A 20080-nucleotide genomic window follows, 5' to 3' on the forward strand; every position below is an offset into this window, starting at 1 on the left:
GTAATTGTTGATTAACGTGTTACTTCCCCGTAGGCATGAATCTTTTCACATATAAGTCGCAAAGAACTTTCCAAGTCACCATCGGCAGTCTTAAAGGAATCTGCATCTATAGTCAAGGGAGCTCCCAGTACTACCATTGGCGCCCCATATTCTGGACAGCGTATGGCCTGTTCCAAGGTTAGTCCACCCACCGCCTGTACCGGAACTTTAACGGCATTGACCACCTCGCGCAATTGATCCATTGGGCTTGGCATTTTTAAGCCTTGGGCAGCAATTCCACGGCGTTCGTCATAACCTATATGATGGATTATATAGTCACAGCCAAGGTCTTCCAACCATTTGGCCCCTTCCACCATATCCGGACAACCTAAATTATCGCCCATTACCTTTACCCCGTAATCTTTGCCGGCCTGTACTACGACTTTAATAGTTTCTGCATGTGCCCTGGCCATTACCACCACATGGGTAGCTCCAGCCTTTGCCATCATTTCGGCCTCCAAATACCCTCCGTCCATCGTCTTAAGATCAGCTACTATAGGGATATTAGGAAACGCCTCCCTTAATTTTCGAACCCCGTGCAATCCTTCTGCCAGAATAAGGGGAGTGCCCGCTTCCAGCCAGTCCACCCCTGCTCGCAATGCCATGGCGGCCGTTTCTAAAGCTTCATCTATATTGGTAAGGTCTAAGGAAATTTGTACAATTGGTTTCATAAATGGTCAATAAATTTTTAAATTATAAAGTTGTATTTTTTGATTTACCGTAAGCCGTAATCAATCTAAAACACTAGTAAAAAGTTAATTAAAAGCGTTGATTTTTTGGGCTGCAGCGTCAATCCAAAGATAAAGAATCACAATACATAAAATTTATCAATTATAAATCCAATATTACCCTTTTATGATTTATCAACCCTGGTATGGCCACAATCAATAATAAACATGCCCAATGTTTGCCAATGCCATTATTGTCTTTTATATTCTTGGAAGAACTATTATTATTGCAAAAGATAAATTTTAGATAATACTAATTTAATACCCAATAAAGTTAAATAAGCCAATTTTGCCACCTTAAAATGTAAAGAACCTAAGTCTCCCGTTAGGGATTAAATCCACTCAAAACATAGTATCCAAAATCATTTTTACCCAATTACCTATATAATGACCTTAGCTTTAAATAGTCCTTCCAAATTTCTTTTTGCCATAATTTTCAACTGTATCACAGGATTCCTTTTTGGCCAGGAAAACTCCCGGTCCCAAAATGACTCTTTACCCTTAAACACTTTGGAGGAGGTAGTGGTTACGGCAAACCGATACGGATCTTCACAATACAAGACCCCGGAAGCCATTGAGGTTGTCAACAACAATTCCATTCAGAGATTTCAATTGCGTACTGCTCCTGAAGCACTGCTATTGGCTCCCGGGGTGTTTGTACAAAAAACCAACCATGGAGGCGGATCGCCATTTTTAAGGGGATTAACGGGGAACCAAACCTTACTGCTATATGACGGTATCCGACTTAATAATGCCACGGTAAGATCGGGACCCAACCAATATTTTAATACTATTGATGTGTTCAGCGTTGGGAAAATGGAGGTTTTACGCGGTAGCGGTTCTGTACAATATGGTTCCGATGCCGTAGGGGGAACCATCCAAGCCTTGAGCAAGGAGGTAGAAACGGCCGAAAAGTCGGTTTGGGGTACGGACCTTTTTACCCGATTTGTGACGCAGGGCATGGAACAGACAGCCAACGCGGCCTTAAAATACGGGGATAAACGAGCGGCCTTTAGGGCCAATGCCACTTGGCGAAATTTTGGGGACCTTGTAGGTGGTGATACCACCGGACAACAGACTCCAACAGGCTATCGCGAATTGGATTTTGACCTCAAGGGAAAAATATTGCTAACAGACCGTTCCCACCTCACCTCGGTATACCAAAGAGTGCACCAAAAAGATGTGCCCGTATACCACAAGGTAGCCTTGGAGGATTATGCCATAAATAAGATGGACCCGCAAAAAAGGGAATTGGCCTATCTTAGACTCCACCAAGACCTCGGAAACAATATCTTTAAAACTGCGGTGGTCACCGCTTCCTACCAGCATCATGAGGAAGGTAGGATATTGCAAAAAAATGGTTCAAATTCCCTACGTACCGAAAACGATAAGGTGAGGACCTTTGGATTTTCGGCCGAAACATTTTCGGGCCATGGAAAAATATGGTCTGCAAATAGTGGGGTCGAGATCTATAACGACAAGGTAAAAAGTAGTCGCAACGATAAGGATCTAACCACCAATACTGAAACGGCCAGTCGCGGATTATATCCAGATGGGGCCACCATGACCAGTATTGCCGCTTTTAGCATGCATACCTTGAGCATGGAGAAATGGGATATTACAGCAGGTTTGCGGTTCAATACCTTTATCAACAAAGTGACCGATTCGGTCTTGGGTGCTACCAAACTTACACCCTCGGCATTAGTTGGAAATCTGGCAGTGCAGCGAAGATTGAATGAAACATCTAATGTCTTTGCCTCCATCAATACAAGCTTTAGGGCTCCGAATATTAATGATCTTGGTTCCTTGGGCATAGTAGATTTTCGATATGAAACACCCAATTTCGATTTAAAACCGGAACATTCCCTACAATATCAACTAGGCTACAAATTTCGGAATCGTGTCGTGAAGGCCGAAGTATTTTTATATCGCAATGAATTGTACGATTTAATTGTGCGCAACAGAATAGCTGGTGACAGCATTGAAGGTTATCCTGTTTATCAAAAGAAAAATGTGGAACGCGGCTTTATCCAAGGGGCCGAAATGGGATTGGATCTAAGCCTGAATCCGAATTGGAACCTATCAGGCAATATGACCTATACCTATGGCCAGAATAAAACCAGTGATGAACCTGCACGCCGCATCCCGCCTATATTTGGGCGATTGGCCACCTCCTACTCCATAAAGAACTGGAACCTCAATGCTGATTGGCTCTTGGCCGGCAAACAGGATCGTTTGGCTTCTGGGGATATAGACGATAATAGAATCCCTCTCGGGGGCACCCCTGGTTGGAACGTCCTAAATATTCATGGCAGTTATTCCATTAGCTACATTACCATCGCTGTTGGACTACAGAATATCTTCAATGAGGATTATAGATACCATGGTTCTGGAGTGAATGGATATGGTAGGTCTGGAGTGCTATCTGTTTCTGCTAGGTTGTAGTTTTGGGTTACAAGGTTGGGTTGTAATCAATATTTAACATCTTAAACTTGAGTGCTTCTCGGTGCCGTCTACTTCTCGATACAATCCTCCTCTGTCGGATCACTCGAAGTGACGGTGAATGGAAAATATGTTGAAAGATGTCCTACATTCTAAATTTTTTCTTCGCTAAATTGGGTAATTTTTCGAACTCGTTATTAATTAATGCTTCCTTTTTAGCCCTTGACCATTTCTTAATTTGCTTTTCTGTTAGGATGGCTAAATTTATATCTGAAAATTCAGCATAGTAAACCAATGATAACGGTCTTCGAGTAAACGTATAACTATCTTTGTGGATTCCTGAAATATGTTCCAAAAGTCGTCCGTTTAAATTTGATGTTACACCTGTATAGTATGAATCATCAGAACATTTAAGAATATATACATAGGACAATTTCATGATTAATATGATTCTATCATCAGTTCAAGTCCTTCTCGATACAATTTTATTTCGTTTCACTCCATAAAACCACTCGAAGTGACGGTAAGCAGGCTCGAAATGAAGGGCATTCGACTTTGCTTCTCTGTTCTATCGACAGTTCGAGTGCTTCTCGGTGCCGTCTACTTCTCGATACAATCCTCCTCTGTCGGATTACTCGAAGTGACGGGTATTCAACATTTACTCTTTTAAACTTCTAACATCTTAGTTTGAGGTTCTTTCGTCAGTTCGAGCACTTCTCGATACAATTTTGCTCCACTTCGTTATGCAAAATCACTCGAAGTGACGGGCGATAGCCATTTTGTATCGAGAACCAGTATGGTTCAAAACGTCTACTTCTCAAACCAATTTTATTTCGTTTCACTCCATAAAATCACTCGAAGTGACGAGCGATAGCCATTTTGTATAGATAACCTTTAGGGTAACCCGTGCCTGCTTCTCGATACAATTTTGCTCCACTTCGTTATGCAAAACCACCTGCCCGACAGGCTGGCGGGCTCGAAGTGACGACTTTGATCTTTGAACTGAAAACTTAGGTCTAGATTCTAGATTTTAGGATCTCACTTCTCAATTCTAATTGCTCAATACTAAATCTCAACTTTCAACATTCCGACTGTCGACTGCCCACTGATTACTGATCACTGATTACTGATCACTGATTACTGTTTACTATTCACTGTTAACTTTTCACTGATTACTGTTTACTGTTCACTGTTTATTGTTAATTGCCAATTGTTCACTCTTCATCATCCGTCTTATTCTCATAGTGATTTACCCTTGCATCGTCCTCGTTATCCATAGGAGGGCCCTGTTCAATTTTGCGCCAATCGATGGTTTTATTGTACTTCTTCATAGAAAGTTCGGCATTGTACATACGTTCATCATGCCGTTCCATGGTATAGGGCGTATAGTCGGGCTCCGAAGTGAAAAAATCTTGAAGTAAGGACGCCGTAACATCGAATTGATTTACATAGGGCACATTCAAAATGTTGTACATGGTTTTTAAAATAGCTCCAAAATTGGCATGGGTGTTGGAAACATAGCCTTTTTTAACATAAGGGCCCGCCATCATTAAAATGGACCTATGGGCGTCCACGTGATCTACACCGCCCTGGGGATCATCCTCCGTGATGATTACCAGCATATTCTTCCAGTATTTGGTCCTGGACAGAAAATGCAATACCCTTCCTACCGCCAAGTCATTATCTACCATAAAGGATTGTGGGTAAGGATAGCCATCTTCGGGACGTATTCTTGCCCCGTGATCATTGGGCAACATCATGGTCACCAATTGTGGCATTTCTTCCTCCCCTTCAATCCATTTCTCTGTAAACTCCCTTTCAAACTGATCCATTCTGTATTGGTCCGGGATATTCATATTATAACCGGCAAAGTCGTGGCTGGTCCTTGTAAACAAAGCCTTTTGCATAGGCACCATCACCCCGTGGGCAGCGCCGGTATTTGTATCGTACCATTCTTCGCGCACATGTGCCGTTTCGTTGGCCTGTCCAAAATTGTAGAAAGAAACTTTTTCCCTATCCAAGGCTTCCCATAGTCCACCAATCTCCGCATAATCCTCGGGGTCTACACTTCCAATAGTGCCTGGGTGACGACGCCCGGGAGCGTCCGAGAATATTTTGGCAGTCTTGCTAACGCTGGCATTGGCCTCTACCCATTCGTTGGGAATAACCCCTACCAGCCAATGATGTCCGTGAACCGAAGCATCACTATCGCAATAGTAATTGTCCGAATAGGCAAATTGCTTTGCAGCCTTATGGTGGTTGGGTGAAATACGCAGATTGGGAAACTGGGCCTGAACGGAATCGGGCAAGGTATAGGTATTATTAACGCCATATCGGGCCAAGGTACTATCGCCCTTTCCTGTTTTAAGCTGGCCAAAAACCTCATCGTAAGTCCTGTTTTCCTTGGTAATATACACCACATGTTTAATAGGACTCTGGCGTAGTTTTGGCAAGGGAGGCAAAGGATTGGTCCCATCGTCGGTTATGGTACTTTCCCTGAAGGTATTGTCGATGGACATTTTGGTGTACTTTGCAAGTTTTTCATCGCTTGGCATGGCTACCCTTTGAAAGCTTCCCAATTGAATATCCCCAATGTAATCGCCCTGTGGGGGTTCTACAAAGTCCTTCCCTCCATTGGGTCCGGCCCCAAGTCCTCTACAGGTAATAATATAAATGTTCTTTTCATCTTTGGACAATTCAACCCTTGTAGGCCCCCATCCACTGGGAATAAGCCCTTTGGTAGTTTGGGACGGGATATCTATTACGGCCACCGCATTGAAGCCCAACAAGGCCACGTACAAAGTTTTTTCATCCTTATCCATGGTGATACCAAAAGGCAGGAGACCACGATATTTGTCTATACGGGCATCGACCTTTATCGGAATATGGCCTACAATTTCCTGACTTAAATGATCAATGATGGTGATATTGTCGTTGGTGGCATTGGTTATATAGGCAAATTGTTTCCCTACAGCAATGGAGTTGGGACTGGCGCCACCAACCACTTCCGCATCTTCCACGGTCTGTCCTATTTGATGTCCCGTTTTAAATTTTTTGATCACTTTATTGTTGTCGAGGTCTATGGTAAAGACACTCATGGCATCCGGGTGCAAAGGACTCCCCAAGCCTGGAACCTTTCGTCCTTCCACTACGGTACCCTCTATGGATTCCTTGGTGTTGTCCCCATAAGGGTGATGGGAAATCATTAAGGAATCGTAATTGGCAGGAGTGGCTCCTTCTATCAAAGGATAGGAATACACTCCGACATTGGCCACAAAGGCCTGCTTTTTATCGGGACTGATCGCCAATCCAAAAGGCTGTCTTCCTACATTGACAGATCCCTTTATTTTTTTGGTATCCAGATCGATACGCACCAGTCTAAAATTGCCGCGATCCAGCACCAACAATTCGTTCTCGGCTTCATTGATCCGCAGATCGGAAGTAAAACTATCCTGATAATCCTTCCCGCCAACAAGACCGTTCAAGGAGATTGAATCCACTTTTACAAGATTCTCCACATCGTATTGGATAACTGCTCCCGTATCTCCCCCACTTAAATAAACCGTTTTGGAATCCTGGGCAAATTCAACCCCCAAAAAAGAACCCTTGGCCAAAGGTGACGGTATGCTGCCATCATAACTGGGAATCCTGACCGACTCCAAGGAGGCAACATCTATAACCGTAAAAACCCCATTGTGCAGGGTAACCGCCTTGCTCCCATCAGGAGAAACGGCCATCCCAAAGGGATCATGTGTTATCCGCAATTTATCCCCTACAGGAGTTACATATCTCCCACTGGCCAAAATGGATATTCCATTTTCATCAATAATACTGTACTGATCTTTACCAGGTACCTGTAAAATGGAAATGCTGTTTTGGCGGGAATTGCAAGAAATAAAAATTAGCGTTAAAAGGAGGATAATTAGCCGATTCATTAGGTTGAATTTAAGGTGTAAATAGATATTTTAAATATTAAAAAATAATATTACGCATTTTTGGCCAAAGGAAAAGGGTCTTTACAATGATTTTACATTATGTTAAAATAATTTCATTGAAGTAAAAGTGACAAACAATCAAGATTGTACACAAGTTCAAGTTCATTTCAATTGACGTTCCCATAAATAGGCGCTATAAAATTCCCGTTCAAAAAAGGCTTTGGATCTATCTGACTTTGCAGAACAACTCCTTTGTGTTCGGACTCCATCAACATAAAAGCAGCCTGAACCATGGGTGCCGCCGTGGTGGTCTGTATGGCCCTAAGTCTGTGTATCCCTACTTTTTGAGGCAATATTAGCTTGGAAACCTCGCTTCTTCTCAGGATACCCGTACTGTCCTTGCCCTCTACAGCGGCATACAGTACAATTTGGTCATTCTCTATATGGGGAATTTCACCTTCCATTTTCTCCTGAAGGGTCTTAATGGAAGTATCGGTATTTTTCAAACCTGCAATCTGTTGTTGCACCCATGCATAGTGTCCGGGATATCTCAAGGTCTTATAATCCAAGTTTCGCACCTTGCCCGCTAGGGCGTCCGGCAGATCGGCGGCCCCACCTGAAGTGAGGTCCTCCTCATAGGTCCTGCCGTCTATAATAATAGTTGCCCTTTCTGAGAGGGATTTAAGGGGTACTTTTTTAAAATCACGGACTGCCTCCGCATCTTTAATATATTCTGTGGCCACCCCCACTGGACTCCAGGTAAATCCGTAGTAATGTGGTGCCACGGCATGGTCCGTTAAGGCCCCCACCTTAAACTGCAGTTTATCTACCTTGTCTACCTTATGTTTCTTGCAAAATTCCTGAAAGATATGGTGCGCCAACAGATTGATATACCCTGGTGCCAGACCGGATTGGAGCACAAAACCGGTTTCGGCATTTTTGGCCAATGCAATTATTTCATTGGTCTCCGCCACATATTCGGTGAGGTTTACATAGTGCATTTTAAAATCTTTGGCATAGCTCGCCATTTTGGGCGCCAAACTACCGGGCAGACAATCCAAAAGCACATCGCCCTTTGTAAAAATGTCCTCCATTTCTTTGGTCAGGCCAGCTTCGGAAAGGCAAAACGCCTTGACCATTCCCGGGTCGGTGGTGCCTTTCCCTATCCAATGGGCCACCTTTTCGGCTTTTTCCAGCGTCCGATTGCCAATAAATATTTTTAGGGGTACGTTTCCCCAATCCGCCATTATTAATCCAACGGCCTGGGCAATACCCCCAGCACCGGCAATAACCATGTTATAAGACATAAATGAGAAGCTTAATATGTTATAAGAAAGATACCAATTTTTCTTGGAAGTTTCCGCTGTTTTTTGTAGACACTATCTTCCTTTGGAAGACTACATACTTGCTGGTGGGAAGGCTCACACGAACAGGCGGGATGCTAAGAGGCAAGAGCCTAGAGCCAAGACTCTATCGACCGTACGAGTGCTTCTCGATACTATTTTGCTCCACTTTATTATTCCAAACCACCAAACTGAAGGTAGGTAGACTTGAAGTGACGGGCTGACCTCTGTCCATTGTAAGAAGCAGATTGACTCGCAGGCTACCCCTTCCGTCTTCTCCTACGTCGAAGCCACCTTTTCCTCCCGCTAAAAAGCGGGACAGGCCAAGCTAGGGGAAGGAACACCAGGTTAAACAATTTTCAACACAAGACTTTAGTCTAGGCTCTAGCATCTAGGTTCTTCCAACGCTCCATCTCCGTAAGGACTATCAATTTTTTAACATTGAACTTTGGCCTTTTGCCCAGTGGCTTATGGCTGAAGAAAACTGATTACTGAAGACTGTTCACTCAACACTCTTCAAATAGCTTTTATATTTTCGCAAGCCCTGATTCACCATGGCCACAGCCCCTTGACTTGTCATGGTTGCTCCGGATATCCCGTCAATAAAATGTCCGTCATCATTGGCTTTTTCAATGGCTTTTTGCAATGTAAAGGTGTCTTCCTCCAAATTGATTTTCACGCCTAAGAACTGATCTTCAAATGCTTTTTCGCTAACTGCCGCACCATAACCATCAGATTCTGCCTTGTGCTCAAAGGCTATGTTTTTTATTTCCAAGGTCTTTTTATCCAACAGCACCTTTGCCCAGATGGCCCCACCAAAACCAACACCCTGTACGGGCAGAACAACTAGATCTGTTCCCTTAACCTCAAATATGGGCAATGAAGTAGCTTGCCCTCGTGTCGCCAACTTTTTGTACAGGTCACCCGCGCTATCGGTATCTATGGTAGAAATGGTGTTGTTAGATAAATCGAGCTCCTTAAAAATAATCAGGTTCTGAATGTCCGTCGTATCCGTAAAAGCAGGTGTTACAAAGGTTGCAATCTCCTTTATACTCGCAGGTAAAGAGGTAGTGGCTTTGGTTTCCTGTTTTACGGTTTCAATTTTTTGCTCCGTCTGTTTTGGATTTTCCTTGCAGCTCCATCCCAAGACAACCAAGATCATCAAAAGTATTTTTATTTTCTCCATGTTTAGTTTTATTTAAAAAGTTCCAAATTGCCCAAAATGCTATTTTTTCGAAGGTAATGCGAAGTCAGAATTCCTGAAATGATTTTGGTCAGTCCCCTATATCAAGATTCTAGAGGCTAGAAACTAGACACTAGACACTACAGTCAGTTCGAGTGCTTCTCGATACAATTTTATTGCGCTGCGCTACATAAAATCACTCGAAGTGACGACTTTCAACATTGAACTTTAAACCTTGAACAGAACACTTTAGTCCAGTTTCTAGATTCCAGACTCTAGACTCCCGTTTCTAAATTCTCACTACTAAATACTCAATTCTATACACTCAATACTAATTTCCCACTTCCCAATACACCTTTAGCCCTTCATAACTTTTAACATTGAACATTCAACATTGAACTTTAAGCTTTCAACATTTTTTAAATCTTTTTGGCTAAATTACACCCCTAAACCATATTAGCATTTTAGCTATTGTACTTTCATGCAATAGCCTTAAAATGATAATGATCAATCACATCAACCATAAAAAACAAAAGAAGTAAACGCATGAAATACATTGTTTGTGAGGAACCTGGGGACTTTCAGTTAAAGGAAAAAGAGGCCCCGATCAGAAAAAAAGGGGAAGCCCTGTTAAAAGTGAACAAGGTGGGTATCTGTGGTACCGACCTGCACGCCTATACCGGCAACCAAGCCTTTTTTACCTATCCTAGGATCCTGGGCCATGAACTGGCCACCACTGTACTGGAAATAGACGAAAATGATAAGGGCATTGAGGCGGGCGACAATGTGGTTATCATGCCCTACCTAAGCTGTGGCCATTGTGTGGCCTGTAGAAACGGCAAGACCAATTGCTGTACCCAGATCCAGGTTTTGGGCATACATACGGACGGCGGCATGCAGGAACAGATTACCGTTCCGGTTGATATATTGTTGCCCGCCAAGCACCTGACCAACGAACAAATGGCCATTGTGGAGCCTTTGGCCATAGCGGCACATTCCATCCGACGGGCTCAGATAGTAGCTGGGGAAACGATTGTTGTAGTAGGTTGTGGTCCCATAGGAATCGGTATCATGAAACTGGCCCAGATAGAAGGGGCCAAGGTCATTGCCCTGGACATGAACCAGGACCGACTTCAGTATGCCAAGGAAAAAATCGGGGTGGACCATATTGTAAATGTCACCGAAGACCCCGTAAAACAGATTTCAGAAATTACCAATGGCGATATGGCCACGGCCGTATTCGATGCCTCGGGTCATAAGGGGGCCTTGGAACAGGGACCTTCCTATATGTCGCACGGCGGTAGGTATATTTTAGTGGGACTCTCCAAAGGGGAACTTACCTTTACCCACCCGGCCATACACGCCAAGGAGACCACCCTTATGTGTAGTAGAAATGCCACGGTGGCCGATTTTGAAAGGGTCATTGCCATATTGGACCAGTTCCCCACAGAATCTTTCATTACCCACAACGTGCATTTCTCAGAGATGAAGGAGAATTTCGATAGCTGGTTAAAACCCGCCACAGGAGTAATAAAAGCTACCGTAGAATTTTAAAAAAAAAATAGCATCCCAATATGTCAAAGAACTTTTTACAGATACATCCCAACGATAATATCCTTGCAGCTTTGCAGGATATGAAAAAAGATTATGTGGTAGATTTTGAAGGGAAATCCTTCCCGCTCAAAAACAATGTTACCGCCAAACATAAATTCGCCCTTCAGGATTTCAAGGTGGGAGACCCCATCCTTATGTACGGTGCCCTGATAGGAAAATCTGTTAAGCCCATTGCCCAAGGGGAAAGCATTACCATTGATAATGTGGTGCATGCCTCTTCCGATTACAATGTGGGGGAACAACAATCCCACTGGGTGGCACCGGATATTTCCAAATGGAAGAACGGTAGCTTCAACGGGTACCACCGTGCCGACGGCACTGTAGGAACCGCCAACCATTGGCTGGTTATCCCTATGGTATTCTGTGAAAACAGAAATGTAAACGTGCTCCGCACTACTCTACTCAATGCCCTGGGCTATGAGACTGCCCAGGACTATATAATAGATACCGAAGTGCTGGTATCCCAATACAAAAAAGGGGCCAGTGCAGAGGACCTGATGGCTTTGCCCATTATTAAAACGGCCGAAGATATTAAACAGAACCGGACCTTTCCCAATGTGGACGGTATTAAGTTCCTTACCCACGACGGAGGCTGCGGCTGTGATCGCGGGGATTCGGACACCCTGTGCAACCTATTGGCAGGATATATTACCAATCCCAATGTTGCAGGGGCTACTATCCTTAGTTTGGGCTGCCAGAACGCAGAGGTGAAAATTTTGGAGGCCGCCATAGCCAAACGCGACCCCAACTTTTCCAAACCATTACATATATTGGAACAACAAAAAAGCAAGAGCGAACGCCATTTTATAGAGGAAGCGGTGAAGAAGACCTTTTTGGGCCTTATTGAAGCCAACAAGGTAACACGCCAACCCGCCCCACTAAGCAAATTGGTACTGGGCTTGGAATGTGGCGGTTCGGACGGATTTTCTGGAATTTCGGCCAATCCGGCCCTGGGCTATGCTTCCGACCTTATAGTGGCCTTGGGCGGGGCTACCGTGCTATCGGAATTCCCAGAACTCAATGGGGTAGAACAAGAGCTCATCAACCGATGTGAAACACCGGAAAATGCAGAAAAGTTTGCGGGTATTATGAGGGCCTATTCCGCCAAGGCGGTTTCCATAGGCTCCGGATTTGAAAACAATCCATCGCCAGGAAATATAAAGGACGGACTCATCACAGACGCTATGAAATCGGCCGGAGCGGCCAAAAAAGGCGGTACTTCCCTGGTCCAGGATGTGCTTGACTATACCGAAAGGGTCACCAAAAATGGTTTAAACCTATTATGTACTCCGGGAAACGATGTGGAAAGCACCACAGGCTTGGCCGGATCAGGATGCAATGTCATAGCCTTTACTACCGGCTTGGGCACGCCTACCGGCAACCCGGTGGCCCCGGTCATCAAAATGTCGAGCAACAATGCCCTAAGTGAGCGTATGAAGGACATTATCGACTTTAACACGGGTACCATTATTACCGGAGAGGATACCATACAGACCAAAGGAGAGGAATTGCTGGACTATATCATCGAAGTAGCCAGTGGCAACATTGTCCCAGCGGCGGTTAGATTGGAGCAGAACGACTTTATCCCATGGAAAAGAGGGATTTCCCTATAACTGGCCTCTCCGAAGGAGAGCTAAAGAACCTAAAACCCAAAAAACTTTCAACATTCAACTTTATAACTTTATAACTTTATAACATAATACATTAAACCTTCAACCATGATCATAGATTCTCACCAACATTTCTGGAAATACAACCCTGTAAAACACTCCTGGATAAACGAGCAAATGACCGTTATCCGTAGGGATTTTTTACCCTCGGACCTAAAACCGGTATTTGCCAAAAACGGCGTTGATGGTTGTGTGGCGGTACAGGCGGACCAGACCTTGGCGGAAACCGATTTCCTTTTGGAACACGCCCATAACAACGCTTTTGTTAAAGGTGTCGTGGGCTGGGTAGATTTGAGAAGTGCCGATGTAGACAAAGATCTGGAGAAATACGCTAAGGACAAGCATCTAAAGGGGTACCGACATATTGTTCAAGAAGAAGCGGACCATAATTTCTTGTTGAGACCAGATTTTTTAAGGGGCATCTCCAAATTGGAGCAATACGGGGCCGTCTATGACATCCTTATTTTTCCACATCAGTTAGGGGCTACACTGGAGTTGGTGAAAAAATTCCCCAATCAAAAATTCGTCATCGATCATATTGCCAAACCCTATATAAAGGATGGCTTTTATGACGGCTGGGCGGCTATGATGAAAGAGGTTGCCAAGCACGAAAACGTACACTGTAAAATCTCGGGCATGATTACCGAGGCCGATTTCAAAACCTGGACTCCGGAACAAATACACCCTTATATGCTCTTGGCCCTAGAGGCTTTTGGCCCAGAACGCTGTATGTATGGTTCCGATTGGCCCGTTTGCCTTGTTGCGGGATCCTACACCCAGGTAAAAGACCTGACCACCAATTTCATTTCCAGCCTTAGCACCACGGAGCAGGCCGCCATTATGGGGCAGAATGCGGTGGACTTTTATGGACTTGAATAAGGGAGAAGTAATCAGTGAACAGTGGTCAGTTGACAGCCCGTCACTTCGAGTGATTTTATGTAGCGCAGCGCAATAAAATTGTATCGAGAAGCCCTCGGTTCTCGATACAAAATGCCTAACGGCATTTCACTCGAACTGACGACAGAACTAAATCCGTCATTGCGAGTTTACCTGCTGGCAAGCAGGCGCAGCGCGGCAATCTGCTTGTTCCTATGAAGAGATTGCTTCGTCGCTATCGCTCCTCGCAATGACGAATGCCCTCACGGAGATTGAGCGTAGTCGAAATCGAAGTCGGCGACAGTTATTAGTTATGAGTAGTTATAATTTAGACTCTTTTCTCTTTCCTCTCTTCTCTCTTCTCTCTCCTCATCGCTTTTGGCTTTTGCCTTCTGGCTTTTGCCTATTCCATCATTGGCACATTTCCACATTAACACATTACCCCATTTCTCTTTCCTCTTTTCTCTTTTCTCTTGGCTTTTGGCTTTTGGCTTTTGGCTATTCCTTCATTGCTAAATTAACCCATTGGTACATTTCCAAATTAACACATTACCCCATTGCTCTTTCCTCTCTTCTCTTTTTTCTTTTCTCTCTCCTCTCTTCTCTCTCCTCATCGCTTTTGGCTTTTGCCTTCTGGCTTTTGCCTATTCCATCATTGGTACATTTCCACATTGAGCAATTCCTCCCCAGCTGCGGAATAACTCCCCATATCTCCTTTTTTAGGCTCATTTTATTCCCTATACAAACCCCTGACTTACAAATACTTAAACAACCCCACTAAATCATAGGGATTAAGGGCATTGTTCTTGCTTTATGCAAAACCATAAGTGGCAATTACTGTACCCAAAAACAATAGCCCTCCCCCCTTGCGGTTTTCCGCAAGGATTTTATTGGGTTTGGGTATAGTTTTGACTAGGTAAAAAATAATAGGTGTCATCATTTCTGGAAAACATGGCATATGGGCTGGCTTGTTGAAATCGTGTTCGGGGGAACGCACAAATTTCACGAGCTAAGCCTTTATTCTATGAAGAAATCGTTAAAATGTACTCAAAACCTTAAAAACAAAGGATAAACCAACGTTTTTTTTAACGCGTTTAAAAAATTTATTAACACAAATAACATGCAAAAATTGCAAAACAAAGAGCCTATAGCCGAAGGCTAATTCCGTCCTATCTTGGGTATGTCGGTCATAAATAAGCCTACAAGGGTTTTAAGGCCCGTAAAACCAACATAAACGCCTAACCATTTGTTAACAACACGGGTTTGTATATATGGATTTATATAGTTTATTTTGACAGATAAGGAGTACAAAAAACACTTCATAACGAAAAAGTGCTTTTAATCGATGAAATAATATATATCAAAGTCAAATCATGTTATAAAAAATAAATAAGCTTACATTTGCCTATTAAGGATTTACTCCTGAAATGTACTATTCTTAATCCCTAAATTTTACATTTGTTCCTTTAGAATTCCCCCTATAAAGTGTAACAAAATTAGTGCAGAATACAATAAATGAACAGTTCCCTTATGTGCTAATCAATAATTATGGCATACCTATATGACCTATTTACCAATACCTACATATTGGTTTTTATCGCCTTGCTTATTCCCATTCTGCTATCACTGAGAATGTACCCGGTAATCATCTACTTGGTAAAGTCCAAAAATCTAATGGACGAACCTGTGGATCGCAGTATACACACCACCAAAACCCCTACTTTGGGTGGGGTGGGCATGTTCATTACCTTTTCTTTGACCTTGATTATCGCAGGGATGTTATTGGATCTTTCCCAAGCAAACCTCCTAAAATTGCTTTCCCTCTTGGCGGCCACCATTACCCTCATGTTTTTGGGCATTAAGGACGATCTTTTGGGCCTGGCACCCAAGAAAAAATTTCTGATACAAATCTTGGCCGCAACCCTGGTCATTGTTTTTACCGATGTTCGGATCGTGAGCTGCCATGGCCTATTGGGTTTGGAGGAACTCCCCTATTTGGTCTCGGTATTTTTTAGCATATTTGTTTTTCTGGCGGTAATCAATGCCTATAATATGATCGACGGGATAAACGGATTGGCCGGTACCATAGGCATAGTTGTCAGTGCCACTTTTGGTGTGTTTTATTTGCTCAACGGTCGCTATTTAATGATCGCTGTTTCCTTTGCCCTAATAGGGGCACTTATAGGGTTTCTCCGTTTTAACCTCTGGGAAAGGCGTAGAATATTCATGGGCGATTCAGGCTCCATGTTTATTGGCTTTATTTTGGCCTACCAGGCCATTTCCTTTTTGGAATTTAATGCCACTACGGTAACCCCATACACCATACCTGTAGCCCCTATTATGGCCATGGCCATCCTTTCCTTTCCCATCTTGGATACGGTAAGGGTCTTTATTATTCGTATTGCCCAAAAACGCAGCCCCTTTAGTGCGGATCGCAACCATATTCACCACCGTTTATTGGACTTGGGCCTATCTCATAGAAAAGCTACCTTGACCCTGGCGATTATAAATATCCTGGTCATAGTCCTGGCATTTGTAATAAAGGATCTATATATAAATTTACAGTTGTACATTTTAATCTTGGCGGTTCCTTTACTCTATTTCTCTCCTTGGTTGGTGAAACGCAAGGAAGGTAATATTAAACTAAGGATACCTAAAAAAAGCAGATGGGCCAAGCTCAGAACCTTAATTAATAACTTTTTGGGATAAATTGAAGTTAACAATCGGCTTTTGAAAAGAAGAAAATCATTTATCGTGTATTTATATAAAATGAAAAACCTCATACTCTTTATACAAACAATCTAGTATGTGCGGAATAATAGGATTTAATTTTAAAGCCCCAGACCATTCTGCATTTTTAAATATTGCCGAGTACCGCGGTCCGGACAATGTCACTACAAGGAGCTTTGGTGAATATACGTTTGCACATAACCGTCTTTCTATCATAGACCTTACTGAGGGTGCCAATCAGCCATTTGTTTCGGCCTGTGGTAATTTTGTAATTGTCTTCAATGGGGAAGTGTATAATTACAAGGAGATACGGAAAAATTTAGAAGGTAAGTATGCCTTTAGAACAAAGTCCGATACCGAGGTTATTTTATATAATTACATTGAAAAAAAGGAAAAATGCCTTGAAGACTTCATTGGTATGTTTGCCTTTACCGTTTACGATATAAAAAAGGATACTTTATTTGGAGCACGCGATAGGCTAGGGATCAAGCCTTTTGTTTATTACAAAAATGAAAGACAATTTGCATTTGCTTCCGAAATAAAAGTTCTAAAAGAATTGGTGAAAGGGCTATCTGTAAATCATGAAGCCGTAAGCCAATATCTAAGATACCTTTATGTCCCCTCCCCTAACTCCATTTATCAGGAGATAAAAAAACTGGAACCTGCACATTATTTTTTTTACAAACAAGGAGATTTAAAAATTACTAAATATTGGGATTCTATAGATTCGATTGGTTTGAACTATGATCTAAGCGAAGGAGAAATCCTTGATAAATTAGACTACCTATTAAATGACGCTGTTAGGCTAAGAATGATTGCCGATGTAGAACTAGGCTCGTTCCTTTCGGGAGGAATCGATTCTTCTACTATTTTATATTATATGGCCAAGAATTCCAATAAGCCTATTAATACCTTTACCCTAGGGTTTGCCGGTGCCGATAAATATGATGAAACCAGTGATGCCAAGAAAATGGCAGCTCATTTTAACACTAACCACCATGAAATCATAATTCACCCGAATGTCACTGATTTATTGCCAAAAATGGTACATCATTTTGACGAGCCTTTTGGTAATCCTACCTCTATATTAATCCATGAACTTACCAGGGAAACTAAAAAATACGCTACTGTAGCTTTGGCCGGGGATGGTGGCGATGAAATTTTCGGAGGGTATCCCAGGTATGAAGCAGCTCTACTATACAATAAAATAAAATTTGTACCAAGGCTTTTTTGGAAAGCCTTGAATCCGTTTTTCAAACTTATCTCGGAAGATATTTCTGGTAATCATAAATTGAGAAGGGTAAAGACTTTTGTCAATTCATTGTCGAAGCCAGTAGATGAAATGTACGAGGATTGGATCGCCTATTTTTCAATTAAAGAAATAAATACCTTATTTAAGGTTGAACAAGATTTCAATAGAGTAGTACTAGATGTTTTTAATGCTATTCCGTCTCAGGACCTAATCATTAAAACATCCATAACAGATTTGAAAACTTTTTTGGTCAATAACCTTTTAAACTATGGTGATGCCATGAGTATGGCCAACAGTTTTGAAGTGCGACTACCCTTGATCGATCATCGGATTATTGAATTTATGACTTCCATCTCATCGGATTATCGAATTAAGGACGGGCAGACCAAATATTTAATGAAAAAACTCCTGAAAGGTAAAGTGCCGGATGAAATTATTAATAAACCAAAATTAGGTTTAAATCCTCCAATGGGTCTTTGGTTAAAAAATGATCTAAATGGATTTATTACAACCTATTTATCTAAAAAAAGTGTTGAAAAAAGAGGGATGAATTACCAATTCGTATCTCAACTATTAAAAGAACATAATTCTGGAAAAAGGGACAGATCGCTTTATCTATGGAGTTTAATAGTCCTGGAAGAATGGCATAGACAAAATTTGAATTAGATAACTTTTTATGTCATCCACCGAAGAAAAAACTAATCTATTAAAATTGGTTGGAGCTGAAAACCATTAAAAAATGAATCCGATCCAAATAGAGAATAAGGTTAACCCAAATTGGCATTCCACAAAGGCTGCCCTTTAACAGTGTTTTAATGATAGATTTTTTAAAAAGTAGGTTTTTTAAAAACGCAAGTATATATACGGTATCGGATATTATCAACAAAATGGTGCCTTTTATTCTTTTGCCGGTCTTAACACGATATTTATCTCCTGCTGATTATGGAATTATTTCAATCTTCGCTGTATTTACTTCCATATTAGGAGTGTTTATTTCATTGGAAACACACGGTGCTATTAGCGTTAAATTTTTTAAAATTTCACGGGAGCAATTAAAAATTTATATTGCCAATGTGTTGCTTATAGTTGCCATAACTACAAGTATAGTTTTATTAATAGTTATTATTTTCCATACCTATATCACAGATTTACTGGCTTTGCCAACTGAATGGGTTATTATAGGGGTCTTTGTCACAGTTTTAATATTTTTCACGACAATAAATTTAATTTTATGGCAGTCCGAACACAAACCGTTCCCTCTAGGGATTTATCAAATATCGGAAAGTGTTTTTAATCTTTCCCTTTCACTTGTGTTGATCGTTGGTTTTGGAATGGGCTGGCGCGGTAGGCTTATTGCCACATCAGTAGCAGCGCTCCTATTTGGCTTTTTGAGTTTTACGCTTTTATTTAAGCGCAATTACCTAAATTTAAAGTTAAGTAAGCCTTATCTAAAAGATGCCCTGAATTTTGGGGTGCCATTGTTACCACATGCCTTAAGTACATGGGTACGAACAGGTATTGATAGAGTGTTTCTCACCATGTTAATTTCCACTACGGCTACAGGCCTATATACAGTAGGGTTTCAAATTGCGTCAGTAATTATGGTCATAACCACTGCCTTCAATAAGGCCTATACCCCTTTTCTATTTGAAAAATTAAAGGATATTACCTTATCTCAAAAAAAAGTATTAGTAAAATACGGATACTTATATTTTCTAGGTCTATTAATATTAGCTACCGGTCTTAGTATAACAGGGCCTTACATAGTGGATATTTTTTTGGGTAAGGAATTTATTGAATCCCAAGAATATATTACTTGGTTTGCTTTTGGTTTTGCTTTTTATGGAATGTACTCCATGTTGGTCAATTATATTTTTTATACCCAAAAAACAATTTATCTTAGTTACGTGACCTTTTCTATTGGGTTGTTACATGTGGGCTTAAGTTATTTATTTATAACCTATAACGGGACTATTGGGGCTGTACAAGCCACAGCCATTATATCTTTTATAACATTCATTGCTGTTTGGTGGCTAAGTAATAAATTGTACCCTATGCCATGGTTATATTCAATTAGGACAACAAAGTGAGATCAATTTAGTTGACATATAAAAAAAATGTATGAAAATTAGGGTAATCAGCATTATATCAAGGATAATTATGCCGGCATGGCCAATGTCCTTAATTATATTTAGGAAAATAAATTATGTACTTCAAGAAGAAATAACTAAAATGAAGCAGGAATTTAAAATTATAAAGCAATTCTAT

13 protein-coding genes are annotated in these 20080 nt (G+C 41.7%); 7 read left to right on the forward strand and 6 right to left on the reverse strand.

From position 1 onward, the window contains the following. Positions 1 to 11 precede the first annotated feature (11 nt). On the reverse strand, positions 12 to 710 hold the full coding sequence (locus LV92_RS19800; RefSeq protein ID WP_111625341.1) for an orotidine 5'-phosphate decarboxylase / HUMPS family protein: 699 nt from the start codon (positions 708 to 710) through the stop codon (positions 12 to 14). Positions 711 to 1154: 444 nt separating this feature from the next. On the opposite strand from LV92_RS19800, the gene LV92_RS19805 reads away from it, so the two are divergent. Continuing rightward, positions 1155 to 3212 (forward strand): TonB-dependent receptor plug domain-containing protein, encoded by a 2058-nt coding sequence (locus tag LV92_RS19805; protein WP_111625342.1) that lies wholly within the window; start codon positions 1155 to 1157, stop codon positions 3210 to 3212. A 142-nt stretch (positions 3213 to 3354) separates the two neighbouring features. Here LV92_RS19805 and LV92_RS19810 read toward each other — a convergent pair whose 3' ends face one another. The 4 genes from LV92_RS19810 to LV92_RS19825 all read right to left on the reverse strand — a co-directional run bounded on the left by LV92_RS19810 (position 3355) and on the right by LV92_RS19825 (position 9673). Continuing rightward, positions 3355 to 3648, reverse strand: a complete 294-nt coding sequence (locus tag LV92_RS19810) for a GIY-YIG nuclease family protein (RefSeq protein ID WP_111625343.1) — start codon at positions 3646 to 3648, stop codon at positions 3355 to 3357. A gap of 775 nt (positions 3649 to 4423) precedes the next feature. Then, positions 4424 to 7144 (reverse strand): bifunctional YncE family protein/alkaline phosphatase family protein, encoded by a 2721-nt coding sequence (locus LV92_RS19815; RefSeq protein ID WP_111625344.1) that lies wholly within the window; start codon positions 7142 to 7144, stop codon positions 4424 to 4426. A 167-nt stretch (positions 7145 to 7311) separates the two neighbouring features. Continuing rightward, a complete protein-coding gene (locus LV92_RS19820; protein ID WP_111625345.1) occupies positions 7312 to 8451 on the reverse strand; it encodes a saccharopine dehydrogenase family protein in 1140 nt (379 codons plus the stop codon). Positions 8452 to 8989: 538 nt separating this feature from the next. Then, positions 8990 to 9673 carry an FMN-binding protein gene (locus tag LV92_RS19825; protein ID WP_111625346.1) on the reverse strand — a complete coding sequence of 228 codons (684 nt, stop codon included), beginning with the start codon at positions 9671 to 9673 and terminating at the stop codon, positions 8990 to 8992. Positions 9674 to 10216: 543 nt separating this feature from the next. On the opposite strand from LV92_RS19825, the gene LV92_RS19830 reads away from it, so the two are divergent. The 3 genes from LV92_RS19830 (at position 10217) to LV92_RS19840 (ending at position 13833) form a co-directional block, all read left to right on the forward strand. Beyond that, on the forward strand, positions 10217 to 11224 hold the full coding sequence (locus tag LV92_RS19830; RefSeq protein WP_111625347.1) for a zinc-binding alcohol dehydrogenase family protein: 1008 nt from the start codon (positions 10217 to 10219) through the stop codon (positions 11222 to 11224). Positions 11225 to 11244: 20 nt separating this feature from the next. Further along, complete coding sequence (locus tag LV92_RS19835) at positions 11245 to 12897, forward strand: UxaA family hydrolase (protein ID WP_111625348.1); 1653 nt, start codon at positions 11245 to 11247, stop codon at positions 12895 to 12897. Between the two features lie 105 nt (positions 12898 to 13002). Then, complete coding sequence (locus tag LV92_RS19840) at positions 13003 to 13833, forward strand: amidohydrolase family protein (RefSeq protein WP_111625349.1); 831 nt, start codon at positions 13003 to 13005, stop codon at positions 13831 to 13833. 546 nt (positions 13834 to 14379) lie between these two features. Here LV92_RS19840 and LV92_RS19845 read toward each other — a convergent pair. Next, a complete protein-coding gene (locus LV92_RS19845; protein ID WP_111625350.1) occupies positions 14380 to 14559 on the reverse strand; it encodes a hypothetical protein in 180 nt (59 codons plus the stop codon). A gap of 819 nt (positions 14560 to 15378) precedes the next feature. On the opposite strand from LV92_RS19845, the gene LV92_RS19855 reads away from it, so the two are divergent. The 3 genes from LV92_RS19855 (at position 15379) to LV92_RS19865 (ending at position 19902) form a co-directional block, all read left to right on the forward strand. Continuing rightward, positions 15379 to 16539, forward strand: a complete 1161-nt coding sequence (locus LV92_RS19855; protein WP_111625352.1) for an MraY family glycosyltransferase — start codon at positions 15379 to 15381, stop codon at positions 16537 to 16539. 97 nt (positions 16540 to 16636) lie between these two features. Continuing rightward, the gene (gene asnB / locus LV92_RS19860; RefSeq protein ID WP_111625353.1) at positions 16637 to 18478 is read left to right on the forward strand and encodes an asparagine synthase (glutamine-hydrolyzing); all 1842 of its coding nucleotides are present in this window, start codon (positions 16637 to 16639) and stop codon (positions 18476 to 18478) included. 149 nt (positions 18479 to 18627) lie between these two features. Next, positions 18628 to 19902 (forward strand): oligosaccharide flippase family protein, encoded by a 1275-nt coding sequence (locus LV92_RS19865; protein WP_111625354.1) that lies wholly within the window; start codon positions 18628 to 18630, stop codon positions 19900 to 19902. The last annotated feature ends 178 nt before the right edge of the window (positions 19903 to 20080 follow it).

Source organism: Arenibacter echinorum, from assembly GCF_003259375.1.
Lineage (GTDB): Bacteria > Bacteroidota > Bacteroidia > Flavobacteriales > Flavobacteriaceae > Arenibacter > Arenibacter echinorum.

Coding starts and splice junctions, on each gene's coding strand:
- LV92_RS19800 (WP_111625341.1), bottom strand. CDS start 710: ATGAAACCAATTGTACAAATTTCCTTAGACCTTACCAATATAGATGAA.
- LV92_RS19805 (WP_111625342.1), top strand. CDS start 1,155: ATGACCTTAGCTTTAAATAGTCCTTCCAAATTTCTTTTTGCCATAATT.
- LV92_RS19810 (WP_111625343.1), bottom strand. CDS start 3,648: ATGAAATTGTCCTATGTATATATTCTTAAATGTTCTGATGATTCATAC.
- LV92_RS19815 (WP_111625344.1), bottom strand. CDS start 7,144: ATGAATCGGCTAATTATCCTCCTTTTAACGCTAATTTTTATTTCTTGC.
- LV92_RS19820 (WP_111625345.1), bottom strand. CDS start 8,451: ATGTCTTATAACATGGTTATTGCCGGTGCTGGGGGTATTGCCCAGGCC.
- LV92_RS19825 (WP_111625346.1), bottom strand. CDS start 9,673: ATGGAGAAAATAAAAATACTTTTGATGATCTTGGTTGTCTTGGGATGG.
- LV92_RS19830 (WP_111625347.1), top strand. CDS start 10,217: ATGAAATACATTGTTTGTGAGGAACCTGGGGACTTTCAGTTAAAGGAA.
- LV92_RS19835 (WP_111625348.1), top strand. CDS start 11,245: ATGTCAAAGAACTTTTTACAGATACATCCCAACGATAATATCCTTGCA.
- LV92_RS19840 (WP_111625349.1), top strand. CDS start 13,003: ATGATCATAGATTCTCACCAACATTTCTGGAAATACAACCCTGTAAAA.
- LV92_RS19845 (WP_111625350.1), bottom strand. CDS start 14,559: ATGAGCCTAAAAAAGGAGATATGGGGAGTTATTCCGCAGCTGGGGAGG.
- LV92_RS19855 (WP_111625352.1), top strand. CDS start 15,379: ATGGCATACCTATATGACCTATTTACCAATACCTACATATTGGTTTTT.
- asnB (WP_111625353.1), top strand. CDS start 16,637: ATGTGCGGAATAATAGGATTTAATTTTAAAGCCCCAGACCATTCTGCA.
- LV92_RS19865 (WP_111625354.1), top strand. CDS start 18,628: ATGATAGATTTTTTAAAAAGTAGGTTTTTTAAAAACGCAAGTATATAT.